This is a genomic window from Oceanobacillus luteolus, from assembly GCF_023715655.1.
In the GTDB taxonomy this organism is placed as follows: domain Bacteria; phylum Bacillota; class Bacilli; order Bacillales; family Amphibacillaceae; genus Oceanobacillus; species Oceanobacillus luteolus.
The window spans coordinates 1-24,911 of sequence record NZ_JAMBON010000015.1; the positions used below are offsets into that span (position 1 = coordinate 1).

Annotated in this window: 19 protein-coding genes; 9 read left to right on the forward strand and 10 right to left on the reverse strand. The window is 40.0% G+C overall.

What is annotated here, in order from left to right; translation table 11 throughout:
- Positions 1–492: 492 nt before the first annotated feature.
- Entirely contained in the window at positions 493–1,380 is an 888-nt protein-coding gene (locus tag M3210_RS10505) for a DUF1002 domain-containing protein (RefSeq protein ID WP_251514148.1), read from the reverse strand.
- A gap of 261 nt (positions 1,381–1,641) precedes the next feature.
- Between M3210_RS10505 and M3210_RS10510 the strand changes: the two genes are divergently transcribed.
- Together M3210_RS10510 and M3210_RS10515 are read left to right on the forward strand one after the other, a co-directional pair.
- The gene (locus tag M3210_RS10510) at positions 1,642–2,844 is read left to right on the forward strand and encodes an MFS transporter (RefSeq protein WP_251514150.1); all 1,203 of its coding nucleotides are present in this window, start codon (positions 1,642–1,644) and stop codon (positions 2,842–2,844) included.
- Positions 2,845–3,011: 167 nt separating this feature from the next.
- Entirely contained in the window at positions 3,012–3,257 is a 246-nt protein-coding gene (locus M3210_RS10515) for a YuzB family protein (protein WP_251514153.1), read from the forward strand.
- Between the two features lie 63 nt (positions 3,258–3,320).
- Here the strand turns inward: M3210_RS10515 and M3210_RS10520 are convergent, their stop codons facing one another.
- The 6 genes from M3210_RS10520 to M3210_RS10545 form a co-directional block, all read right to left on the reverse strand.
- On the reverse strand, positions 3,321–4,490 hold the full coding sequence (locus tag M3210_RS10520) for an iron-containing alcohol dehydrogenase (protein WP_251514155.1): 1,170 nt from the start codon (positions 4,488–4,490) through the stop codon (positions 3,321–3,323).
- Between the two features lie 17 nt (positions 4,491–4,507).
- Entirely contained in the window at positions 4,508–4,885 is a 378-nt protein-coding gene (locus tag M3210_RS10525) for a RidA family protein (RefSeq protein ID WP_251514157.1), read from the reverse strand.
- Positions 4,886–4,940: 55 nt separating this feature from the next.
- The gene (locus tag M3210_RS10530; protein WP_251514159.1) at positions 4,941–6,275 is read right to left on the reverse strand and encodes an MATE family efflux transporter; all 1,335 of its coding nucleotides are present in this window, start codon (positions 6,273–6,275) and stop codon (positions 4,941–4,943) included.
- Between the two features lie 122 nt (positions 6,276–6,397).
- On the reverse strand, positions 6,398–8,464 hold the full coding sequence (locus M3210_RS10535) for a TRAP transporter permease (protein ID WP_251514161.1): 2,067 nt from the start codon (positions 8,462–8,464) through the stop codon (positions 6,398–6,400).
- A complete protein-coding gene (locus tag M3210_RS10540; protein ID WP_251514164.1) occupies positions 8,448–8,978 on the reverse strand; it encodes a DUF1850 domain-containing protein in 531 nt (176 codons plus the stop codon). Before M3210_RS10540 ends, M3210_RS10535 begins: the two co-directional genes overlap by 17 nt.
- Positions 8,979–9,114: 136 nt before the next feature.
- A complete protein-coding gene (locus M3210_RS10545) occupies positions 9,115–10,104 on the reverse strand; it encodes a TAXI family TRAP transporter solute-binding subunit (RefSeq protein ID WP_251514166.1) in 990 nt (329 codons plus the stop codon).
- Positions 10,105–10,472: 368 nt separating this feature from the next.
- Here M3210_RS10545 and M3210_RS10550 point away from each other — a divergent pair, with 368 nt between their 5' ends.
- Positions 10,473–11,753 carry a hypothetical protein gene (locus tag M3210_RS10550; RefSeq protein WP_251514169.1) on the forward strand — a complete coding sequence of 427 codons (1,281 nt, stop codon included), beginning with the start codon at positions 10,473–10,475 and terminating at the stop codon, positions 11,751–11,753.
- Positions 11,754–11,806: 53 nt separating this feature from the next.
- Here the strand turns inward: M3210_RS10550 and M3210_RS10555 are convergent, their stop codons facing one another.
- Positions 11,807–14,971, reverse strand: coding sequence for a DEAD/DEAH box helicase (locus tag M3210_RS10555; protein ID WP_251514171.1), 3,165 nt, complete (start codon positions 14,969–14,971; stop codon positions 11,807–11,809).
- A gap of 615 nt (positions 14,972–15,586) precedes the next feature.
- The gene (locus tag M3210_RS10560; protein ID WP_251514173.1) at positions 15,587–16,777 is read right to left on the reverse strand and encodes an MFS transporter; all 1,191 of its coding nucleotides are present in this window, start codon (positions 16,775–16,777) and stop codon (positions 15,587–15,589) included.
- A 197-nt stretch (positions 16,778–16,974) separates the two neighbouring features.
- On the opposite strand from M3210_RS10560, the gene M3210_RS10565 reads away from it, so the two are divergent.
- From M3210_RS10565 to M3210_RS10580, 4 genes are all read left to right on the forward strand, one after another.
- Positions 16,975–17,907 carry an ABC transporter ATP-binding protein gene (locus tag M3210_RS10565; RefSeq protein WP_251514176.1) on the forward strand — a complete coding sequence of 311 codons (933 nt, stop codon included), beginning with the start codon at positions 16,975–16,977 and terminating at the stop codon, positions 17,905–17,907.
- On the forward strand, positions 17,900–19,141 hold the full coding sequence (locus M3210_RS10570; RefSeq protein WP_251514177.1) for an ABC transporter permease: 1,242 nt from the start codon (positions 17,900–17,902) through the stop codon (positions 19,139–19,141). Before M3210_RS10565 ends, M3210_RS10570 begins: the two co-directional genes overlap by 8 nt.
- Before the next feature lie 490 nt (positions 19,142–19,631).
- Positions 19,632–20,726: an N-acetylmuramoyl-L-alanine amidase family protein gene (locus M3210_RS10575; protein WP_251514178.1), complete on the forward strand. Its 1,095-nt coding sequence runs from the start codon at positions 19,632–19,634 to the stop codon at positions 20,724–20,726.
- Between the two features lie 157 nt (positions 20,727–20,883).
- Entirely contained in the window at positions 20,884–22,149 is a 1,266-nt protein-coding gene (locus M3210_RS10580) for a hypothetical protein (RefSeq protein ID WP_251514179.1), read from the forward strand.
- Between the two features lie 45 nt (positions 22,150–22,194).
- On the opposite strand, the gene gltC is transcribed toward M3210_RS10580, so the two are convergent.
- Positions 22,195–23,100, reverse strand: a complete 906-nt coding sequence (gene gltC, locus M3210_RS10585; protein WP_251514180.1) for a glutamate biosynthesis transcriptional regulator GltC — start codon at positions 23,098–23,100, stop codon at positions 22,195–22,197.
- Between the two features lie 124 nt (positions 23,101–23,224).
- Here gltC and gdhA point away from each other — a divergent pair, with 124 nt between their 5' ends.
- A complete protein-coding gene (gene gdhA, locus M3210_RS10590; protein ID WP_251514181.1) occupies positions 23,225–24,607 on the forward strand; it encodes an NADP-specific glutamate dehydrogenase in 1,383 nt (460 codons plus the stop codon).
- Between the two features lie 96 nt (positions 24,608–24,703).
- Entirely contained in the window at positions 24,704–24,901 is a 198-nt protein-coding gene (locus M3210_RS10595; protein WP_285853711.1) for a DUF6366 family protein, read from the forward strand.
- The last annotated feature ends 10 nt before the right edge of the window (positions 24,902–24,911 follow it).

Below are 24,911 nucleotides of genomic sequence, written 5' to 3' on the forward strand. Positions count from 1 at the left end.
CTCGTCTTAACTGCAAGAAAACTAGTGCGTTTGGTGGATGCGCTACTACGTAAAAACCAAATTTACACGCCGGAAAGGAGCGTACATACATGAAGCATGATTAGCTTCTAAATCCTTCCAATAATTTCCAGTAAATTCGCATAACTTTACTGGGTTAGTTTAGTGTTGCCTTTTTTAAGGATAATGCACCTTGATAACTGAACAATTATTTATTTACCTCTTGACATATCACCGCAGGTCTTTTTGCTGACTGTGATTATACTAACACAGGAAAAAGGAGAAAACAGTTACAGGGGAATTAAGAGTGGATGACATCAATTACAGTTCATCTACATTTACCGCCTTCTGTAATGAAAATGCAATAAATGACGCTAAACCGCAATTTAGTATGACAATATTACGGCGATACTACATCTTCCGCCATGTCTATGCAAGCTCTTTTCCATAAAAATAGAGCCTTTTCCATTGGAAAAGACTCCATCAATCTAAGAACTAATTGAACAATCCTCTAAATAAATTTCCTATACCTTCAAATAAATCTGCGAAAAAGTTAGCGACCTTCTCCCAAAATCCTTGATCAAGGCCAAGTTCTTCTGCCTTTTGCGTTACACTATCCGCAATATTCTTCAATTGATCACGAACACCACTAAAATCGATATCGAGTTCTCGCATCCGGTCGAATAAATCAATAAGCATTTGACGATCCTGCTCGCTAAGATTGATTTCCAGCTTGTTCAATTGTTCACTGACGATTTGTTCCACTTCTTCACGTGTTACCGGATTTTGTTCAGCAATCATTTGTTTTATCTCCGTAAGCAATTGGGAAACATTTTCTTCACTGACGCCTTCCCTTTCAGCTAGATCAGTAGCAACGACAAGCTCATCATTCGCAAGCTCCATCCGTTCCTTGTCGAGCTCAACACCTTCCACATCATATGCCTTATAAATACCCGTTAGTGCAGAATGACCAGTTACAGCAATTGGAGAAACGACATCGACCGTCACGTTTTCCGCTCCTGCAGTAAGTAAAGCATTCTCATACATCTCACTTGTTACCTTGGTGATGTTTTCAGGCGTCAATATATTAACAACAAGACCTTCACCATTATTTTCTAATTTGATTAACGCTGAAGAGTACATATTCGCATTAGGATTTCCATTAATATAGTTCGCATAGTCTTGACCAGTGACATCATGTTCCTCAACCGCTTCATTCTCACCAAGGCCTAGCGCTTCACGGACGTCCTGCCTTTGCGATTCCGAAAGTTGTTCTCCGTAAATGAGGATACTTTCTGAAACAGCAGCTACAGGTGCAGCTAATCCAATAGAGAAAATTGCTACAAACAATAATGTCAGCATCGTTTTGGTCATCTTTTTCATGATTCAACACCCCTTTAAAGAAGTCAAGAACATCTAACTTCAATTATCCCTTTTATATAATTTGAGAGGGACTTGCAATTATTATACCTTTTTCATTGAAAAAAGAACACTTTAAGTTCGAATTTGACCCGTCTGTATACATGAGCAGATTCCTTTAAAAATACTTCGGGATACGTTATATTTAGAGTAACGAAATATTCGTGGGAAAGAAGGGTATTACAAATTAGTTATCAAGAAACCATCAATCGAAACTTAGTCATCATGTGGTTTGCCAACTTTTTTGTCAGCGGAAGTATGACAATGGTAATTCCATTCATTTCTTTGTATATCGATTCTATGGGTAACTTTTCTGACGCATATGTGCAAACATGGTCTGGTATTATATTCGCAGTAACTTTTATCTCTGCCTTTATATTCTCACCGATCTGGGGGAAAATTGGTGATCGATATGGCAGGAAAAATATTTTAATTATGTCCGCATTTGGAATAGGAATATCTGTTTTATTAATGGGGTTTGCCACAACCGTTTGGCAACTTTTTTTATTGAGATTCCTGATGGGGATTGTGACAGGTTTCATCCCCATGTCTCAAGCATTAATCTCTGTGCAGACACCGGAGAAATCAGCGGGCAAAGTGCTTGGAACGCTTCAAACCGGAAGTATTACAGGCGCATTAATGGGGCCAATGCTTGGTGGAGCTCTAGCAGACTCCTTTGGTTATGCAAGCACATTTAAATGGGTATCCGTAACACTTTTCTTATCAGCGATACTCGTATTCTTCATTAAAGAAGTACAGTTAAAGGTATCAAAAGATGACCGTGACTCTAAATCTTATACAAGTAAAGAAGTCATTCAGCATATCGTAGGTAATCCAGTCCTATTTGTCGTCATTCTTCTATCGATGTTGATTCAAATTGCACACTTCAGTATCCAGCCAATCTTGTCCTTGTTCGTGGAGGAGATTCATGGTCCAGTAAACATCGCATTTTTCGCAGGAATGGCATTTTCAGCGGCGGGTCTCGGAACATTATTATTCTCACGAAGACTCGGGAAACTTGGTGACAAAATAGGATATATCAAAATTTTGATCGTCTTGCTATTCGCAGCAGGACTCATCTACTTGCCAGGAGCATTTGTAACAAACATCTGGCAGCTTGTTGTATTACGTTTCTTGCTTGGTGTAGCGATTGGAGGAATTGTACCATTAAGGGTTGCATATATCCGGAAAGCCGCTCCCCTATCGATGCAAGGTGAAGTGCTCGGCTATAATACGAGCCTACGCTTTCTAGGGAACGTAATTGGACCGGCACTTGGCGGATTGATTGCTGCGTCATTCGGATTTTCCGCAGTTTTCTATATCACTAGTGCATTACTCCTGATAAGTGGAGTCATTATGCTCTATACTTGGTATACAAGTGAATATGAAGGTAAAGAGTCAAAGCTCTTTTCGATATTAAAGCAATAAAATAAAGCTTGGGAAGCCACTACTTCTCAAGCTTTTCCTATGCTGAAAAATTGCTTTTTCCTCATATATAGGATTATACTAACAACATCATGATCATATAGCGAATACAGTAGTTTCACAGCCTGTGAACAGAAGATAAACATTTCAACATAGAAAGTGTGATAGATATGGGCATTGTCGTCGTCGAAATTTGTGACGGAAATACGATAACGATGGTTGATGTGGAAGAGATTTTAGAATCGGAATTCCCTGAAGTAGCCGTCATCATGAATACATGCCTAAACTTTTGTGGACTCTGTGCGGTCCGTCCCTATGCACTAGTAAACAATAAACGGGTCTTTGGAAAAACACCGGAAGAATGTTTGGATAAGATTCGGGTAGCAATAAAGGAAGAACTTGCTCAATACTCATGAGCGAGTTCTTCCTTTTTTCAACATTTCCCGGGAAATACTTATTATTTTGTCGAAACCTTATATCTATAAGCTGGCTTGTAATATAGCCAAAGAGTCTTCTCTGTCCAACTTCTTGAATACACCATATTGCTCTCGTACTGCTACTGCTTTATCTGCCATCAATTCGAGGCTATCTTCACCAATATCATAATCTGACAATCTGCTTGGAGCGCCTATCCGGTTCCAAAACGCACGCAGCTCTTCAATTCCTGCTAAAGCTACTTCTTTATCAGCTTTACCAGTCGGATCCACATTAAATACTCGAATCGCCAACTGTTTGAAGCGATCAACGTTTTCTTCATCGAGCACATGTTTCATCCAATTTGGGAATAAGATAGCAAGCCCTCCACCATGCGGGATATCATGCACTGCGGAAACGGCATGTTCCAAGTTATGCGTAGCCCAATCGCCTCTTAAACCTACACTAACCATTCCATTTAAAGCATACGTGCCGCTTAGCATCATTACTTCACGATACTCGTAATTCTCCGGCTCCTCCAAAAGTTTAGGTGCTGTTTCTATTACTGTCTGTAAAATGGATTCACAGAAACGGTCCTGCATTGGTGTATTTGAAGTCAAATGGAAATAATGCTCAAATACATGGGACATGATATCAACAATCCCATATATCGTCTGGTCTTTCGGTACTGAGAATGTATACGTCGGATCTAAGATAGAAAACTTCGGATAGACGAGTGGAGAACCCCAACCATGTTTTTCCTTTATTTCCCAATTTGTAATGACAGACCCGGCATTCATTTCTGAACCGGTTGCTGCCAATGTTAAAATGGTACCAAGAGGAAGCGCATCGGAAGCTGATTCTTTTTTCATAATGATATCCCAAACATCTATATCCGTCTTAGCTCCAATAGCTATAGCTTTCGTACAGTCAATAGTACTCCCTCCCCCGACTGCAAGGAGGAAGTCGATACCTTCACGTTTACAAATCTCAATCCCTTTTTGGACCGTAGATAATCTTGGATTTGGTTCTACCCCTGGAAGTTCGAATACATCTGCATCAATTTCAGCTAATTTTTCCATGACTTGGTCATAGATTCCGTTTCGTTTAATACTGCCTCCACCATAAACGAGCAATATTTTCTTGCCATAGCGGGAGACTTCCTTTGGCAATAAATCAATTTGACCTTTTCCGAATAACAGCTTCGTAGGATTACTGAAAATGAAGTTATCCATACATCAACCTCCTCAGATTACTCTACATGTGCAATACAATCGATTTCCACCAATACATCTTTTGGTAAACGGCTTACCTCTATCGTTGCTCTTGCAGGATAAGGTTCAATTAAATAATTTCCATAGATTTCATTTACAGTCGCAAAATCTTCCATGGAATTTAAATAGATTGTAAATTTCACTGCCTGTGAAAAATCAGTCCCGGCTTCTTTAAGGACAGCCTTCAAGTTTTCCATGACTTGTTCTGTTTGTTTTTCTATTCCCTCTACAATTTCCCCTGTTTCAGGATCTACCGGAATTTGTCCAGAAACAAAAAGAAATTCACCTGCTTGAATCGCTTGAGAGTATGGACCAATTGCTGCTGGAGCATTTTCTGTGTTAATTGCTTTAACCATGACTATTCCTCCTTTTTAAATCTAACTTTATTCTACCATTATGCTAATTATCTTTCTATTTGAATAGATCTTTTTCACGAAATTTACCGTAACGGAAATAGAGAAAAGCAATGACACTGCTAATTAAGAAGCTGACGCCCATCCCCATTGCAATTCCTTGCTCGCCGAATAGTTCAGAAAACAACCAAGTTAATGGATAACGCAGGATCCAAAATGAAATGATATTCAGAATAAGGACCTGGTACATCGCACCAGCTGCCCTAACAATCCCATTCAGAATAAAGTTAATTCCTAAAAATGGATAACAGAGTGCAATAATCGCTAAATACGTCCGACCAAACTCTACGGATGCTTCATCACGGATAAATAGCTTGATGGCATATTCTCCAAACAGGATGATGAGGATTCCAATGCCTACCATGATTGCGAAGTTGAATAACACACCATACTTGGCTATCTGATTCACTCGCTTCCAGTTCTTAATCCCAATGTTTTGTCCTGCCATACTCGTCACTGCAGTACTTAGAGCATGGGCAGGAAGCATAATAAGACTATCGAGACGTTGAGCTGCGGTAAATCCAGCAACGACTGCGCCGCCAAATGAAGTGACAACACTCATGATCGCTGCAGATCCGGCTGATATAACAGCCATTTGCAGACCTGAGGGTATTCCAAGGTTGAAAATCAGTCGAACTTCCTGCCAAGAAGGAATGGTAGGTCTAGTAAAAGGGGCAAGCTTATGTCGTTTCAAATGAATAAAACCATAGATGAAAGCCAGACCTTGTGAAACTACCGTTGCATACCCAGCTCCATGAATCCCCCAATTAAACACAGAGATAAATAAAGGATCAAGTACAATATTAGCGACAACGGCAACAGTCACAAATTTTAACGGCGTGTTACTGTCCCCAAGTGCACGCATGACCGTACTCATGAAATTGTATCCGAATAAGAATAGAATCCCAAGGAAATTAATCTGCAAATACACTTTAGCACCCTGAACCATCGAAGCAGGAGTACCTAAAAGATGAAGCAACTGTTCTGCGAAGAAAAAACCAACGGCACCTAACCCAACCGCAATCAATGTCATCAAGACGACGAATGCATTCAAATAGCGAATAAGTCCATCTTCATTTCCTTTTCCCTGTTGTTGAGAAAGAATGGTTAGTGCTGCATTATTCAATCCAATGATAAAAGCAAGCACGGTAAACAAAATGGTGCTGGAAATTCCAATCGAACCTAATGCCGTAGCTCCTAATAAATTCCCAACCCACAAACTGTCAATAAACTGATAGGAAGTTTGCAATAAATTCGCGAGCAGTATCGGCCAAGAAAAGGAGATTAAATGTTTTAATATGTTTCCTTCCGTAAAATCATGTTGCTTTCTCATTATCAAACCAGCCTTTATCATTTTATCTAATCTTTATCATACCCGAAAGAATGAGATAAGCAAAAAGAGAGGTCCTTGTTTTACAGGACCTCTCCTATCATATTAATGCATAGCCTTTACTATTAAGCTCCGGCTGGCTCTTTTTTGTCGTTGCCCTTATTTCTGCTCATAAATTGAGTAGCGAGCATGACAACAAAAATAACCGCTCCAATTAAATCTGTGTTTCCTTCTGGGTACATTAACAGAATACCTGCGGCAAAAGCAACTAATCGTTCCGCCCAGTGCAACTTACGGTACCAGAAACCAATGAGTCCAGCACCAATCGCAATCATTCCTGTAATGGCAGTGATGATGATCCATGTCAAACCAAAGAACGTGACATCGATCATTAATAACTGTGGCTCAAATATGAACATATACGGAATGATAAAGGCTGCTATAGCAAGTTTGGATGCATTAACCCCAGTACGTATCGGCTCTCCCCCGGAGATACCGGTTGCCGCAAATGCTGCCAGCGCAACAGGAGGAGTCACATCCGCCAGAATTCCGTAGAAGAATACGAACATATGAGCAGCGAGCACGTGAATTCCTAGCTCATATTGATCACTTAAAGCCATAATTGCAGGTAATGCAATCGTTGACGTAATAATATAGTTAGCTGTAGTCGGTGAACCCATTCCAATGATAAGGGATGTGATCATAGTAAATACTAGAGTTAACAAGATTAATCCCATCTCATTGGATGTAATGGCAGCCGCTAAACCAACTAGACCGTTACCTAACTTCAGACCTAAACCTGTCTTCGTTACAACACCAACGATAATACCAGCAGAAGCTGTTGCGGCAGCTACACCTAATGCAGTCCGCGCACCATCTGTCAACGCAGAAAAGAACTTACCAAGAGTAAATTTACCATTTTCATCTAAGAACATGTTCGTTTCTTTACTGAACAGACTGACGACAATCGCTGAAAGAATACCATAAATTGCTGTACGTTCTATACTCACTCCAGCAAATAAGAAGTAAACAATAGCTAGAATTGGTAATAGTAAATAAATCTTTTTAAAGACTTTTTTCTTATCTGGCAATTCCTCTTTTGGAAGACCAAGCAACCCGAGACGTTTTGCCTCAAAGTGAGTCATTACCCAAATACCGGTAAAGTACAGAAGCGCTGGGATCACAGCAGCTTTTGCAATGTCCCAATACGGAACTCCTGCAAATTCAATCATTAGAAAAGCAGCTGCCCCCATAATAGGTGGCATAATTTGTCCACCAGTTGATGAAGCCGCTTCAACCGCTCCGGCAAAGTTCGGTTTATATCCCAACCGTTTCATCATCGGGATTGTATAGGAACCAGTAGTTACCGTATTTGCTACAGAGCTTCCGGATATCGTACCGTTTAACGCACTTCCGAAAATAGCCACCTTCGCAGGTCCTCCAACACGGCGACCAGCAATAGCTAATGCTAGATCATTAAAATAGTTACCTACACCTGTTTGAACTAGAAAAGCACCAAATAATAGGAATAGGAAAATATAAGTAGAAGACACTTGTAATGGTGTTCCTAGTATTCCTTCTGTTGTAAAGAACATCGAATTGACCAACTGTTGTAGAGACAAGCCACGGTGCATCAACATACCTGGCATGTATGGACCAAACAACGCATACAAGAGGAATACTACCGCTATAATAACTATTGGTAATCCCACAGCACGTCTAGCAGCTTCTAAAACTAGTAAAACCGCTATTCCACCAATCAGCAGTTGCGTGTTATCAATACCTCCGACTTTCACCACTAACGTATCATAGAATAATGGCCAGTAGGCACACACAACGATGGATAATACTACTAATATCCAATCATACCAAGCCACACTCGTCTTCTTCATTCCTCGTTTCGCTGGAAACAGCATGAAAATAAGTGACAAAGCAAAACCTAAGTGAATCGTACGTTGGATATATGCTGTGTATGCACCAAAGATCCCTGTATAAAGGTGGAATAAAGAAAATGCAACTAACACAATAAAGACAACCCAGCCAAGGATTCCGGTCAGCTTTCTCGTATTCGATTCGATATCATATTTTTCCATTAACTTCTGTTGTTCTTCCAAAGATAATTCTTGCTCGTTCGAATTCGTATTCTCAGTATCTGTTAATTTATTTTTGTTGTTTTTATTTTGATCGCTCATCAATCTTCACTCCTTTCAGATAACTCCATAGGGGCAACTTGTCTACTTTCACCGTATACCAAGCCCCCGGTTCAAAGTAATCGTTGAACCAAACCATTTTTTCTTCCATATGATTCTTCCATCGCAAACGATGCTTAGAAACTGTCTTTCCGTTTCGTATTTTCATGGATTCAAATACATTATTTAAGTTGCCTAAATGATATCTTCCATCTTTGTATTCAAATGTCTGCCCCTCCTCTACAGTAGAAGGCATGCCAATACCAAAGGATTCGAAAATGATCTCATCCTGTATAATCGTTAAGTTTTCTGTAACATGGTATTTCTCAACAACATCTGTCAAATGAATGGAATGAGTAAATATAATGTCAAACTGGTCACCTGCATCTATTGGTAAATAGGCTGCAAGTTCATCAGTATTTTCTTTATAAAAGACCAACGCACTCTTAAAAGGGATAAACAATAGAGTAATGAGCAGAAGTGGGATAGAAACGAAAATAATTGTTTTAAATTTCATGGATAAATCACCGCACATGTGGTATCTGTCAAATGCATCAAATAGGGCTATGTAAATATAAAACCATAAAACAGCCGGCTCTCAAAACAATCTACCGTCTTGACTGCCGGCTGAATATGGTTATTCTATTTATTACTTATTCCAGTACTCCAGCTTCTTTAAAGTACTTTTCTGCTCCTGGGTGGAAATCGATACCGATTCCTTCTACACCTGCTTCAGGAGAAATGAATTCACCTTTAGCGTGTGTGATAGATTCTGCATTATCATAAATAGCTTTTGTAATTTCATATACCGTATCTTCAGATAAACTTTCCGTAACTGCAAGCATCGCTCCAACAGCTACAGTGGCAATGTCTTGTTCTTGCCCAGCATAAGTTCCAGCTGCAATAGTGTCTTGTGCATAGTAAGGATATTCTTCAATTAAAGCATCGATTTTATCTTGCTCGATCGCTACGATTTTAATATCTGCTGTAGCTCCCAATCCTTCTACTGCACCAGTTGGTGTACCAGCAGTAATAAATGCCGCATCGATATTTCCATCTTGGATACCACCTGTAGACTCACCAAAGTCCAAGTGTTGTGCGTCAATATCATCCATTGTCATACCATGGACTTCCAATAGTTGTTCAGCGTTAACATACGTACCTGATCCTGGAGCACCTACTGATACTGTTTTACCAGCTAAATCTTCGACAGATTCAATTCCAGAATCTTGTGTTGTTACAATTTGAATCGTTTCCGGATAGAGGGAACCAATAGCCAAAACATTGTCAACTGGATTTCCATCAAATGCGTTGATCCCTTGCTCTGCAAACGCTACCACATCTGTTTGTACGAATGCAAGCTCTGCTTCTTCATTTTGTAAAGATATGACATTATCAGCAGAAGCATTGGATGATAATGCGTCAGTTTGAATACCTGTTTCATCTGAAATAATCTTTGCCATTTCTCCGCCTAGTGGATAATATGTACCACTTGTTCCACCTGTCAACATACTAATCGCTGATGGTGAGTCCCCACCTTCATTTGAATCCCCATCTGCTCCATCATTTCCACCACATGCTGCTAGGAATAAAGCCATAGCCGTCAAGAGAATGGAAAATAGAAATAATTTACTCTTTTTCATTTGAACTCCCCTTTCGTTTATACGTAAGATTCTAACAAATTGCTTAACTTTGTCAATAACTATAATTTGGCAGTACTCAATTAATTGAAGAATTACAATAGATAGAAATTTAGTGATATTGGATTCCAGTATGTAGGACTTTCCTCTTATTCGGCTGGCTGATAAACAACAATGAAGGTACAGATAGAAGCGCAGATTTTTCTTAAGATACACTTTACCGACTTTTTTGTAAAAAATCAACTAAAATTATTTTCTTTTACGTTTTTTATGCAAATGTATCCGTTTTCAATATATTTCTTGACAATATTACGAAAATTCAGCTACGATGATAGAAATATAATTTGTCGTTTGATTGGAGGGGGAAGATTATGATAAAAATGGCAGTCTTCGGTACGCAAAACACGATCCGTCGTATTCAAGAAATTATATCAGATGTTGAAGAAGTGGAAATGTTACCATTCATCTATTCTGAAGCTGAAGAAACTACCAATCTACTGGACACGGTTTTTAATTGTGACATCTATGTATTTACAGAATACCTATCTTATTTATACGTTAAAGACACGATCGAAAAAAAGCGGCTCCCAGCACTCCGAGTGGAAATGGACCCTTACATGATGGCCGCAAATCTGTATCGGCTGGAAACAAAAATGGATCATCCTCCAAGTCGAGTCGCGCTTGATGCATTTAACGAAACCTTTTTGGACGAGGTCACCCAAGAACTTGGACTAGATGATGATATCCACAGTTTCCTTCACGACGAATGGACCAAGCCTGATATCAATCGATTAGTATCCTACTATATAACTCTATGGACAGAAGATAAAGTGGACTATATCTTACCAAGTTCAGAGGAAATTACTGCTAAGTTAACAGCAAAAGGAATCCCTGCACATACGATGGAAATTCCCGAACTGCAACTAAAACAATTGATTGACCAGGCAATCTCTCTCGTACGATTAAGTGAGTCCGAAAACCGGCAGATGGTCACCGGATATGTTTCTGTTAAGGGAATTGATGCTAATACCGAAATAATCGGGCATAGTTTGGACATCTTAAACAAGGTAAGGCGGATTCTCACTAAATTCACTGCCAAGAATGATGCATCTTTTGTTAAAACCTCGGAAAACCATTTTGTCATCTATGGTTCGGAAAAGCTGCTTAAACATTTAAAGGAGCATTACAGGTCCTTCCCGTTGTTACAGGAAATGAAAAGTAATATTAAATTGCCGATCCACCTTGGATTCGGTTTAGGACTGAGTGCTAATGAATCTGCGAAAAATGCCGAAATTGCTCTGGATAGCTGCAAACGAAGCGACCATAGCATTTGCTACATCGTCAATGAAAGACAAGAAATGATCGGTCCAATCGGTGTGAAAAAGGAGATTGACACGTCTAGCTTGTATCAGGCACTGATTCATGATGCTAGATTAAATAATGAGCTTTCATATAATTTCATTGATTTCATTACCGACCGTAATAATGAACCCTTTTCCACACATGACGTTGCCTTATTCTATAAAGTCACAAAAAGAAGTGCAGAGCGGACGGTGAATAAATTATTAAGCGGTAATGTGATTAAAATTGCCGGTGAAGAACGTCCATACAAAAAAGGAAGGCCAAGAAAACTATTTACACTGAATCAATAATTCCGTCCAACATGAAAAAGAGTCGAACAGGCATCTCCTGTTCGACTCTTTCCTTACAAGCTCAACAGTTCTCGGATATCATCCTCACTGAGACTGCTCAGCATTTGTTCGCCTGGTTGGATGACTTGGCTGATCAGCTCGCGTTTTTTCTGTTGCAATTCATATATCTTTTCTTCAATCGTTCCTTCCGCAATCAATCGGATAACTTGAACGATATTTTTTTGTCCAAAACGATGCGCACGTCCTGTCGCTTGATCTTCCACTGCCGGATTCCACCACAGATCATATAGAATCACCGTATCTGCTCCGGTCAAATTCAAACCTGTTCCGCCAGCTTTCAATGAGATGAGGAAAATATCTTTTTCTCCCTGATTGAAGCGTTCACTCATCATGACCCGCTCTTCGGACTCTGTTTTTCCACTTAAGTAAAAGAAATCAATTCCCTCTTTTTCAAGTTCCTTCATGATGATTTCATGCATGCTCGTAAATTGTGAAAAGATCAGCATGCGCTTGCCATTTTCCAAAGCAGTCCTTACGGTGTCCATCAATTGTTGCAACTTTCCAGAGTCACCTTGGTAGTTTTCGATAAATAAAGATGGGTGGCAACATATCTGACGTAACCGTGTTAAACCTGCTAAAATCTTCATTCGATTTTTATTGAAGCCACTCTCTTTCAACGACTGGGAAGCGTCCTGCTGTACTTGCTGCAAATAACCGAGATAAAGCTCCTTTTGTTCCGTAGTCAATTCCGACAAGCTTACCGATTCTATTTTCTCCGGTAATTCTTTCAACACATCTTGTTTCAATCTCCGCAAAATAAATGGTCGTGTGAGACTGGAGATTTTTTCATTCGTCAATTGCTTGAATTTGCGTAAAGATGGCATTAATCCAGGCAAGATCACTTGGAAAATCGCCCATAGTTCTTCAATTGAATTTTCAATTGGTGTTCCGCTTAAAGCAAAGCGACGAGATGCATTCACTTGTCTGATTGCTTGAGATGTTTTTGTTGCATAGTTCTTTATATATTGCGCTTCATCCAGAATCATCGTCTGGAATTCAAGATTACGATATAACTCTATATCTTGCCGAAGCGTCGAATAAGAAGTGATCCACACATCCACATCTTGTAGATTCTTTACTTTTTCAAGCCGTTCAGCGGGGGTTCCCGTTAAGATGGCAACCTTCAAATCCGGTGTGAATTTCATAAATTCATTTTTCCAATTGTAAACAACAGAAGACGGTGCAACGACCAGATGTAACTTATCACTTGGCTCAGAAGCGATGTAAGCAATCGTTTGAATCGTCTTTCCAAGCCCCATATCATCTGCTAATATTCCGCCTAAGTGATAACGGCTTAATGATTTGAACCATTGATAACCAGTGACCTGATAATTACGGAGTGTCGCATTCAAGTTTTCCGGCAACTCATCAATCTGTTCATCCGGTGTACGTAAATGATGGATTAAAGACCGGAACGCCGGATCATAACTTTTCTTCGTATCAATAAGCTCATCAATTTGCGTGCTTCTGTATAGCGGCATTTGCACGTTACCTCCCTCTACATCCTGTTTTCGAATGTCCAAACTGTCAAAGAACTGATGGATCGAGGAAAATGCATCGTTTTCCAATGACATTAATGCCCCGCTATCCAAACGATAAAAGCGTTTCTTCTCAATCACCGCCTGAAGTATGGACTCCACTTCTTGCTCATTTACACCATCAATATCAAAACTGATTTCCAATAGATTGGAACTCGTGTCTACATTGACATTCGTTGTTGCAGTCGGCTCATGTTCAACAATCATATATTTTAAATCTGAAGTAAGGAAAAGCTCCACTTTATCCGCTAATAATGGCAAGATATCATATAAAAACTCATACAGCTCTTCTTCCTCAGCTGTTTCCAAATAAAGTTCTTTTCCATTGTACCTAAAATTCGCATGCTCAATCAGCCGCATGATTTCCATTTCTTTTTCAACTTCGCGAATGATGATGAGATCACTCTGATCCCTGCCATTAAAAGGATCAACAACATGCTTACCATAATGGTACTCCAGTTTTCCTGTGATCAATTCATCCTCAAGCTCGAGATAGAGCTTTGCTTGAAGTGGTACTTGGATCACTTCTTCAATAATGTTCTCCGCTACTTTCACATCTCCTACGATTTTCAGTGATGGAATGACTTCAGAAAAGAACCGGTCCGCTTGCTGTTTCGAGATGGCGAGCGACAAATCATTAACATTAAACTGAAATAATTTATCAATAATATTCGTTTCTTCAGGAGTCGCAAAATAAAACACTCCATCACTGAATACCATATTGTACTCTTTTAGAATCGACACATCGTTCCCTTCTGCAAGCCGGAGCAAAACATCTTCTTTGCTCTTCTCCAGCATGAATTCAAAAGGTAGCGACCCTTCTCCAATGGATATGTTGGAGTAAGTTCTGTTGGATATTCGAATGGAGGTCTTCCGTTCCACGAGTTTTTCCAGTAGTTCTCTAGCTGCCAGCGGTGGAATAATGATGTAACGATCATCCGTGCCGCTTGTCATTGCATAAATCGTCGAGTGGTAGATGTTCTCGTTTTTTTGGATTGCATGTAACATCCGGAAAATCTCTTCGTCCTGACCCAATATATAATGCTCTTCAGGTCGATATGTAAAATTCTTTGTAAAATAATATTCGTTTCCGGTAAGCACGGCATCGATTAGTTTAAACAATTCTTTTACAACATAGGGACGTTTAACTCCAAATTTCAATTCCACTGATAGATTGCCGGTATAATGGTGATGTAAATGATACTCCACCTGTACCGGTTCCTGTTCGAAAATATGGCCAGGCTTTTTAGGTTCCAATTGCTGAAGTGCACTCAGTTGCTCGATGAACCTATCTGTTTTTACGTAATCGTAGGCAAGTACAGGTTCTTTATTATTCTCTTTCGTTTGAATGCTTAATAAGGTTGCTACAATGTGCTTGCAAGAACCATAGGTATCAAATGCAGCACAGTCACAATATGTATCAATCGTTCCTTTTTCTGCTTCGCGCATATCGATTTCCACAAAGTAATTTTCGCTACCGTCGACCATCGCAGTCCAAACTTGATGGTTTCGGTCATAGACTAGATCGTGGACTTTGTCTTTCTTGAAATATTCAACTCCCCTTCGGTATATGGCCGATGGAAATAACCTGCTTATGTTAACGTCTTTTAATTGTTTCAAGATTGTAAACCCGCCTTTATGTGCAAATAGCTTATTATTACTATTTTATAGGAATAGTTGATAAAAGTGAAATGAACCATTTAAAAGTCTTTTTCTACTGGAAGTCCGCAATCCAAATACCCCTCGGCCCGTGAACCTCCGACGCACAAGATGTGCAAGTGCAGACATTGCCACAGGACATGGCGTTCCTATTCAGCCTCAGGCGCAAGCGCCCTGCGGGGTCTCACTCTGGCCTATCCCCCTGCAGGAGCCTTGAGGTATTTGGACTGCTCCAAGGAATATTTTAATTTGAATCACTGAATCTCAATAAATGTACCTTTAAAATGTGTGTACTTTAATAATTCATGACCCATAAAAAAAATAGCAATTACTTATATATTTATTCAGTATTAACGGATAAACACTCAAATCATTAAAAAGATTGATGCACTAATCTTCAGCCTCCCTCTGAGCAGCCCCCATACACCGAAGACTTCTGCGGGAGGAAAGGCATCGGTGAGACCCCGCAGGGCGGTTACGCCCGAGGAGGCTCAACAGCCGCCCGCGAAAAGCGAAGGTGTATGGGGGCTGCGAACCTCCAGGAGAAAGGCTCTACTCTATCATGAGTGAACTAATCTACACTTTCGCGGCTCGCTTTTCTTTTATGTAAAAGTAAATATATATCATCATTGAGCATGCGATGGATATGGCCGATGCGATGTAGATGGAGGCGTAGTTGATTGTGGCTGCCAGAAAGCCAAAGAAAATGGCTGCGATTCCGATTCCTAAATCAAAAAAGGAAAAGAACGTTGCATTTGCCATCCCTTTTCGATTGGCTTCCGCCTTGTCAACTGCCCAAGCTTGCAAAGCCGGCTGTACCGTACCAAACCCAAACCCATAAATTGCACCTGCCGTCCATAAGATCAACGTACTTGGAAGCCAAGCAAGTAAAAGCATGGCAGATAAAATAAGAGCAGTACCTGGAAGAAAGACATAGAGATGCCCTTTCTTATCGTAAACCTTACCAGCAAATGTACGGGAAATCATCAAAAAGATGGCATAGACAAGAAAATAAGTTGCGATGCCATCAACATTCCTCTCCCATGCATGCAATGGAAGAAATGTTGCGATTCCACCAAACGTCGCCGTGATAAAAAACATGAGAATCGACGGTTGTATCGCCGTTTTTTCAATGATGTCAAACCTGGCTACGTGTGTTTGTTCTTTTGAAACTTCTACCTTCTTATACCGGATCCCTAAAGAAAATAGCAAAGCAATGAACCCTAGCCCACTACATATTAAAAAGATTTCATTAAAACTAAGAACTCCCATCAGTCCCAATCCAAGCGAAGGACCGAAAGCGAGCGCAATATTTCCAGATAATCCGAAATAACCCATTCCCTCTCCACGTCGATGCGGGGGAATTAAATCAGTGGCGATCGTTCCTCCTGCAGTTGTTGAAAAGCCCCAGCCAACTCCTTGAATCACTCGGATTATACCGAGAAAGAGGAGACTCGCTAGAAAACCATAAGCTCCCATGGATATAACAAATATAGTAAGCCCAAATATATAGACAAAGCCACGCCCCTTCGTTTCTAGCGCATGACCTGCGAACGGCCTTAAAATAAGAGCAGAAAAGGTGAATATACCTACAATCACACCAACAAGCTGATCATTTCCACCAAGCTCCTTCACATAAAGCGGGAGGGTCGGTAATGTCATTTGAAAGCCTAAAAAAATGAAAAAATTAGCCAGCCAAATAAAAACAAAATCCTTCGACCAGATGATGTCCTGTTTCGTTTTCGTCTGTACCCGAGCCTGAGCCATTAATCAAACTTCCTCTCCTTATACTAATAGTAAATTATACCGAAATATTTCGAGAATGGAAATAATTTAAAATCAATCTTCATACTAAAATAAGAGTAGTAGTTATTTTATAAATATGATAAGTTTTTACTGAAACTTAAATCCTATATAAACGTATAACCTATTACACTTACATATTATTGAAGGGAGTTACTTAGATGCAAACAATGTTAGAGGTAAAAGGATTGAACAAATCCTTTAAAGATAAGCAAGTCCTCAAAAACATCTCCTTTGAAGTGAAAAAAGGAGAAATTATGGCAATCCTCGGTCCAAACGGTGCAGGAAAATCAACGACCATCCGTAATATTATGGGGATTTTGTATCCGGATGAAGGATCAATCACTTTCCATAATCATAAAGGGAAAGGTATTCCACAAAACAAAATCGGCTACCTTCCTGAAGAACGTGGCTTGTATAAAAATGTAAAGGTGATGGATATTCTACTTTATTTGGCGGACTTGAAGGATTACCCGCTTGATAAGGCAAAGGAGCGTATCCTCGATTATTTGAAAAAGTTTGATTTAGAAGGTAAAGAGAATGTTTCCATCGAAGAATTGTCAAAAGGGATGGGACAAAAAGTGCAATTTATCGGAGCTGTCATCCACGAACCTGAACTGCTGATCCTCGATGAGCCATTTTCCGGACTTGACCCGGTCAGTCAGGATATTTTCAAAGAAGAAATCCGCAGATTACGTGATGCTGGTACATCTATCCTACTATCCTCCCATCAAATGAACTTAGTAGAAGAAATGTGTGACCGTCTATTTATGATTCAACGTGGTGAGAAAGTCATTTACGGAACGCTCGACGAAGTCAAAACAGAATATGCGAACTTCAAATGTACCATCCAAGGACAGAACGATATTCATTTACTGGAAACCATCCCAGAGGTTGAACATATTGAACAAGACGGCGATGTTTCCGTTTTATATTTAACGAAAGATGTTCATCCATCCAGATGGGTGAAACATCTCCCAGAAGATTTGAACATCCAAGAGCTATCTATGAATCGCGTTTCCCTACACGAGATCTTTATTGATATAGCAACGGACAAAAGACTGATGACGAAGGAAGGTGAAGCACATGCGTAATTCAATGAAAGTTGCAAAATGGGAAGTTAAACGAAATATGAAAAATAAATCTTTCATCATCGGACTCTTTCTGACCCCGCTTATCATCATCGGTTTCGGCTTTTTCGGAAGTTGGATTGGCGGTGATTCAGAAGATGAATCTAACGAGATGACTATTTTCATCGACGATCAAATTGGGATTATGGAAGAATTAGAGAGTCTAGTACATAACAGTGAACTAGGTTGGGAATTACACGCCACAGACGTGTCGGAAGAAGATGCCATGACTGAAATCGAGGATACTGAAGCAACCGCATATATCTATTTAAACGATGCTTCACTATTAGAGGGAATTGTCCCAGTCTATACAAGTGAAGATACAGACGCCTTCTTCACTAATCAATTGGCTGTTTTCCAAGGACCTATCCTCGCCTATCAAATGAATCAACTTGGGCTGACTGAGGAGCAATCAGCAGTTATCAGCCGAGGAGTATATTTTGCTGAGATGGGGGCGGAAACCGAAGCGATTGAAGAAGCTGCAGCACCAGAAGAAGCGTCTGAAGATGATTTCCTCGCTAGAATGATTCCAGCTGCCTTTGGGGGCATCATTTTTATATCAATCGTATTTACAGGAATGGCTATTTTCCAAAGTGCCTCACAAGAGAAAAAGGATAAGATCGCAGAAATCATTTTATCTTCTTTAACTCCAGGAGAGTTGATGCAAGGAAAAATTATTGGGTATTTCATACTTGGTTTGATTCAAGCAGCTGTGTTATTGGTATTTTTAATTCCATTTATTATGATTCAAACGGATATACCAATCTTTGAATATCTTTTCGTACCGGAAACACTTCTTTTTGTTTTTATAGCGGTACTCAATTACTTGATGTTTGCAGCGATTTTCGTTGGAATTGGTGCAACGATTGAAGATGTTACTACATCCGGGAACTTCCAAGGGATTGTCATGATGCTGCCATTTTTACCATTTCTCTTCATCGGTCCAGTCATTGGGGATCCATCTGGGCTATGGGCACAAATTGGCACTTATGTTCCATTTACCGCACCTGGCGTGCTCTTACTAAGACTGACCTTACTGGACGTATGGCCATGGATGGAAATCATCCTCTCACTGGCAATCATTATCGTAAGTACACTCTTATTCATTAAGCTTGCTGGAAAGATATTTAAAGTCGGCATACTCATGTACGGTAAAAATGCAACTCCAGGCGAGATTTGGAAATGGTTAAAAGCGTAATACTTAACGAACTAAAATATACACTTCCCATTAATCAGCAAATTCTTTTTCCATTTCAGAAGTTATATACTATAATAGTAGTATAATAGTATTTACTTGGTGGGAGGTCATAAGATGTTAATGTATGTTGTATCCTTAGCAATCGGCGTTAGTGTCAGTCTAATAATTGCGAGTGAAGTTTGGGATTAAGCCCAAAAGTGAAAGCGACCTTACAGTCTAAGAACGCGATTGTCTAAAAGAGGCCTGTATTAGCACGTCCTTTGTATCGTAGGGACATACGGACTAGGACACGGATGGAGTTCGAAGTTACTTTCGAATGAAGTCGTTCTTAATCAAGCTTTTATTACACACAGGAAAAAATATCTAGGCGTATCTGCTTATGCAGATACGCTTTTTTTTATTTTTTCATTAAATGAGGCTTGTTTACTATCATCTTTCATATTATGATGAAACTACTAATCTAATTTTTTCCAAGTATAAGGAGGCATCTATGAGAAACTTTGGAATCGGCATTATCTTAATATTACTTTTGACCTTGTTCGTCCATGTTGAAACAACAACTGCCGCTAGTGGTCAAACCTATGAAGTTGGAGTAAATATTCTACATGTTCGTGAGGCCGCAGATGGGGACGCCGATATCATCGGCCTGCTGCAACAAGGCGACAAACTGACAGCCTTCCAGGAAAAGTATGGGTGGGTACAAACGTACTATGCTGGGGAGCCGGCGTGGGTTGCCAAACATTACTTAATTCCTACCGGTTCAACAACAACTTCCAGTCAAAAATCGATGAGTTCAGCGACTGCCAGCATTACCGTCACTGAATCAAGTGTAAATATCCGTTCTGGCCCAGGTCTGGATTATCGAGTCGTTGCAGGGACATCCCAAGGAGAAACGTTTAATGCAATCGATCATTCTGGGGAATGGATCCAAATATCCTTATCGAACGGACAAACTGGTTGGATTGCTTCCTGGCTTACAGATTCAATTCAGTCTCCAAAAGAACAAAAAAACCGCACAAACACAGCAGCTCAAAGCTCTTCCATTGGTTCACTTTCAGGATATACCATTGTACTCGATGCTGGCCACGGAGGAAGAGATCCAGGTGCTATCGGGCTCCGTGGATTATATGAAAAAGACTTAGTGTATGATACGACGAGCACCATCGCCCAAACACTCCGTAATTATGGAGCCACAGTTATCGAAACTCGTACCGGAGATTATTATTTATCTTTGGATGAGCGTGCTTCGATAAGCAACACGCATTATACAGATGCATTTATCAGTGTCCACTATAACTCTTTCCCTGTTGTTTCTGTACAAGGGATCAATACGTTTTATTCAAGTGACGCGGGATATGCTTTAGCAAAAGATATACACTCCAGCCTGACTTCTACCGTGCCATTGAATAATCGGGGAATGGGCAAAGAAAATTATAAAGTACTTCGCAACACCATTGCACCGGCAATTTTACTTGAGCTCGGATTTATTACAAACGCTTATGATCTATCCATCATTCAAACCGCCGATTATCAAAATCAAGTTGCTGATGCAATAGCAAAAGGACTTATTCAATACTTTCGTTAAGATTGCAACGGAATAAACTGATGTTTCCTTATCATTATTTTTAGCTCAATCATTCAATAAACACATTTCCCTCTCTTTTAGTTGGAGAGGGTTATTTTCTTGCACATTTAAGGAATGCTATAGTATTAAGAGAGTAATTTGATACGGAGGGAAATATATGCATGAGAAATTACAAGAATTAGTCGACTTCACAAAGAGAAAGTTTAGCTTGGATGAATTCCAATTAAAGCGATATCAACTATTCAAAGAAAAAGATCACAATAATGAACTGTCCTATATTTTCAATATGGAATGGTTTCCAACCAGATCAACAGATGAAACCGATGAATTCAATCCTCCCGGCACCGTCAGTATCGATGTTGATTTCCATACGAAACGGGTGAAGAGCCTAATATTTGTTGATGGTATAAATGATTTGGAGGCTGAACTTCCAACTAGTGATGCACCTGAAATGGCAATTGAGTGGGTAGAGAATGAAACGGGCCTTGAATTCGGCCGGCAATTCAAACTGGAAAATACAGAAGGTCCCGATCTGATTTTTCTAGCGGCGGTGGATAATATCCCAGTTTACCCGTCCGGTTATATTGAGCTCGAATTCAATGATGAAGGGAAATTAAGTCTCTTCACCATGCATGGGAATTTTCCTGATGCAGAAAAAGTCAGTTGGGAACCGTTTGCCCTAACAGAAACAGAGACAAAAGAATTAGTGAAAAATCAATTGACACTATTGGAAATTCCAATCGTTGATGAAGAGAAATGGCAGAAAGTCTATACGATATCAAGCAGTTTTATTACAAATACAACGAAGGAAGTCCTCTCGTACGAAGAAGTGGAAACAGACCCTGCCCATGTCTTATTGAATCAGGCCTTAGAGTGGGAAAATGCGGAACCGAGCGAATTTCCTAAGAAAGAAATCGACCAAAGCACGGATGCATCCGTGGAGGAAGCTTTGAATAATAAAGTTCAAGGGCCAGAGCCTCTAACCGACCAAGAACAGAATCAAGTCATTCGACAGGTGGAAGCATACCTCCAACATATCAAACCTGAGGAGTCAGGAAAATGGATGCTAACTTCAATCCAGCGGGAGGATAAATATATTTATGCAGTTCTGCGTTTGAATAAACCAGAGTTACGAGTGATTACCCGTAAATTAACAGTTGTACTTGAAACAGATACACTTCAACCAATTAACCATATTGATAATCAAGCCCTGCTTGATACTTTTCAAGAATTGTCTAGTGCACCAGAAGCAACTATAACGAAAGATGAAGCTTTTGACAGACTTTACAAGCATATCGAAATTAGCCCGATTTACGTCTATGATAAAATAAACGAAGAATATATCCTTTGCGGTAAAATAGATTCCGCACTAGCAATTGATGCAGTGACCGGTGATCTGGTCGAGATGGAAGCTTTAAATTAAATATCCTGTTCGGCGACTTTTTATGATGAGAAAAGTTGCCGAACCTTACTTCTGAAATTGCTCTAAACGACTAAAGAAATCAACGACAAACTCATAAAATAGCTTTTCCGTTGGCAGCAGCTCCCGATCATCTGGTATCACAATTCCAACTGTACGAGTGACGGCTGGTTCAATCAGTGGAATGCGCACTGCTCTTCTTGGGATATTTTCCACTAACGTACTTTCTGGGACAAGCGAGATTCCAAGTCCTGCTGAAACCAGTCCTTTGATGGCATCAATGTCATCCCCTTCAAATGCAACATTTGGCGTAAAACCTATTTGTTCGCAAGCATCTACAAGGATTTTCCGTAATAAATATGTCTCCGGAAACATAATAAACAATTCATCCCGTAATTCGGAAAGTCGAAGTGTCCTTTGATTTGCTTTTGGATGATTGCTGGGCAGTAATGCAACTATCTTTTCTGTAGAAAGAATCTTTCCCCTCAACCGCCGATCATCGACTGGTACCGGAGCTAGTAACGCCATATTCGTCCTCCCTTTGATCACGGACTCTTTCAGTTCATAATAGTTCCCCTGCACTAATTTAAATTTTACTCGAGGGTATTCCCTTCTGAACGCGGATATCAATGTTGGCAAGATATATAGAGCCAGCGTACTGACAAAACCGATATGAATCGTCCCTGTCTCGGGATCCGTATATTCTTTAATGACCTGCTCCGCATCCTGAATGACATGCATCGCTTGTTCCATATGCTTCAGAAAAACTTCTCCAATCGGAGTCAGCCGTACATTTCTTCCATCCCGAATAAATAAGTCGACTCCAAGTTCTTCCTCCAACTTGGAGATTTGCCGACTAACTGCGGATTGTGCGACATGTAAATGATTGGCCGCATCTGTAACATGCTCCCTCTTTGCCACTTCAATGAAATATGCAATCTGTCTCAACTCCATTTTATCGCCTCCTCCCCTATTATCTCATATTGGCATTAATTTCATCTATATTTTATATTGTTTAGATAAATAATAAAAGTTAAAATAGGATAAGACTATTTCGACTATAAGGAGGGCAAGCAAGATGACAATCATAAGTGAAAATGTAAAGAAACCAAGTCAATATGTAGCGGACTATCTAGACGAAATCTATCACTCTGTTGTCAAACAAGATCCGAATGAACCAGAGTTTCATCAAGCCGTTGCTGTATTCCTCCAATCGATTTACCCCCTGCTAGAGAAAGAACCTCAATATATCGAAAAAGGGATCCTCAAGCAAATCGTTGAACCAGAACGTGTGATAACTTTTCGTGTAACGTGGGTGGATGACAATGGAAAAACTCAAGTCAACCGTGGTTACCGAGTACAATTCAATAGCGCTATCGGGCCATTTAAAGGTGGTCTTCGTTTTCACCCTAGCGTGAACACAAGTATTGTTAAATTTCTAGGGTTTGAACAAACCTTTAAAAACTCATTGACTGGACAGCCAATCGGCGGTGGTAAAGGTGGTTCGAACTTTGATCCTAAAGGAAAATCCGACAATGAAATTATGCGCTTCTGTCAAAGCTTTATGACGGAACTCGCTAGATATATCGGACCAGACATCGATGTTCCTGCAGGAGACCTCGGAGTCGGCGCAAGAGAAATTGGCTACATGTTTGGCCAATATAAACGTTTGCGTGGTGCTTATGAAGCTGGTGTCATCACTGGAAAAGCGCCAGATTTTGGTGGAAGCCTCGGCAGAACGGAAGCTACAGGATATGGTACGATCTACTTTGTTCAAGAAATGTTGAAAGATAACCGAATGAGATTGGAAGGCAGTACAATTGCCGTCTCCGGTTCCGGAAATGTATCCATCTATGCCATGGAAAAAGCGTCCCAGCTAGGTGCAAGAGTTGTTGCCTGCAGTGATACGACGGGATATATTTACAATGAAAAAGGCATTGACGTAGATACAGTGAAAGAGATTAAGCTAAAGCGCAAAGGTAGAATAAAAGAATACCTTGATTTCCATCCAGATACAACATATTCCGAAGATTGTGCTGGAATCTGGAGTGTACCTTGTGGAATTGCACTGCCATGTGCAACCCAAAATGAATTGGATGAAGAACATGCAATCACGCTCGTTAAAAATGGTGTAAAGGTTGTTGCTGAAGGCGCCAATATGCCTTGTACACCTAAAGCGACAGAAGTCTTCTTAAATAACGGCGTCCTATTCGGACCAGCTAAAGCAGCAAATGCTGGCGGAGTTGCTGTATCCCAGTTAGAAATGGCGCAGAACAGCATGCGGTTGAAATGGACCTTTGAAGAAGTGGACGAACGACTGCAAGATATTATGAAAAGCATTTACAGAAACTGCGTGGATGCTACAAAAGAATTCGATAATGCAACGAATCTGATCCAAGGCGCCAATATCGCCGGCTTTAAGAAAGTTGCCGACGCTATGATTGCCCAAGGTGTCATTTAATCATTCATAACCTGTCACTGAAATTGACAGGTTATTTTTTGTGTTAATTTATCAGAAAATATTTTATAATTTTATGATACAATTTAAATAGAGGTGATGGACATAAACAATGAAAAGAAATCCCCAGAGAACATGCGGGAAGAATTAAGACAAAAGGAAGTGAAGCATCCAGCAAGCAGTATGAAAGGCAATAACCTAGCTGATTTGGTCGGTGGAGCAAACTGGAAAATTAGCGGTATAATTATTCTATTATTAATCGGCATCCTGGGATTAGTTTGGTTATTTACAAAATAAAAAGAAATGC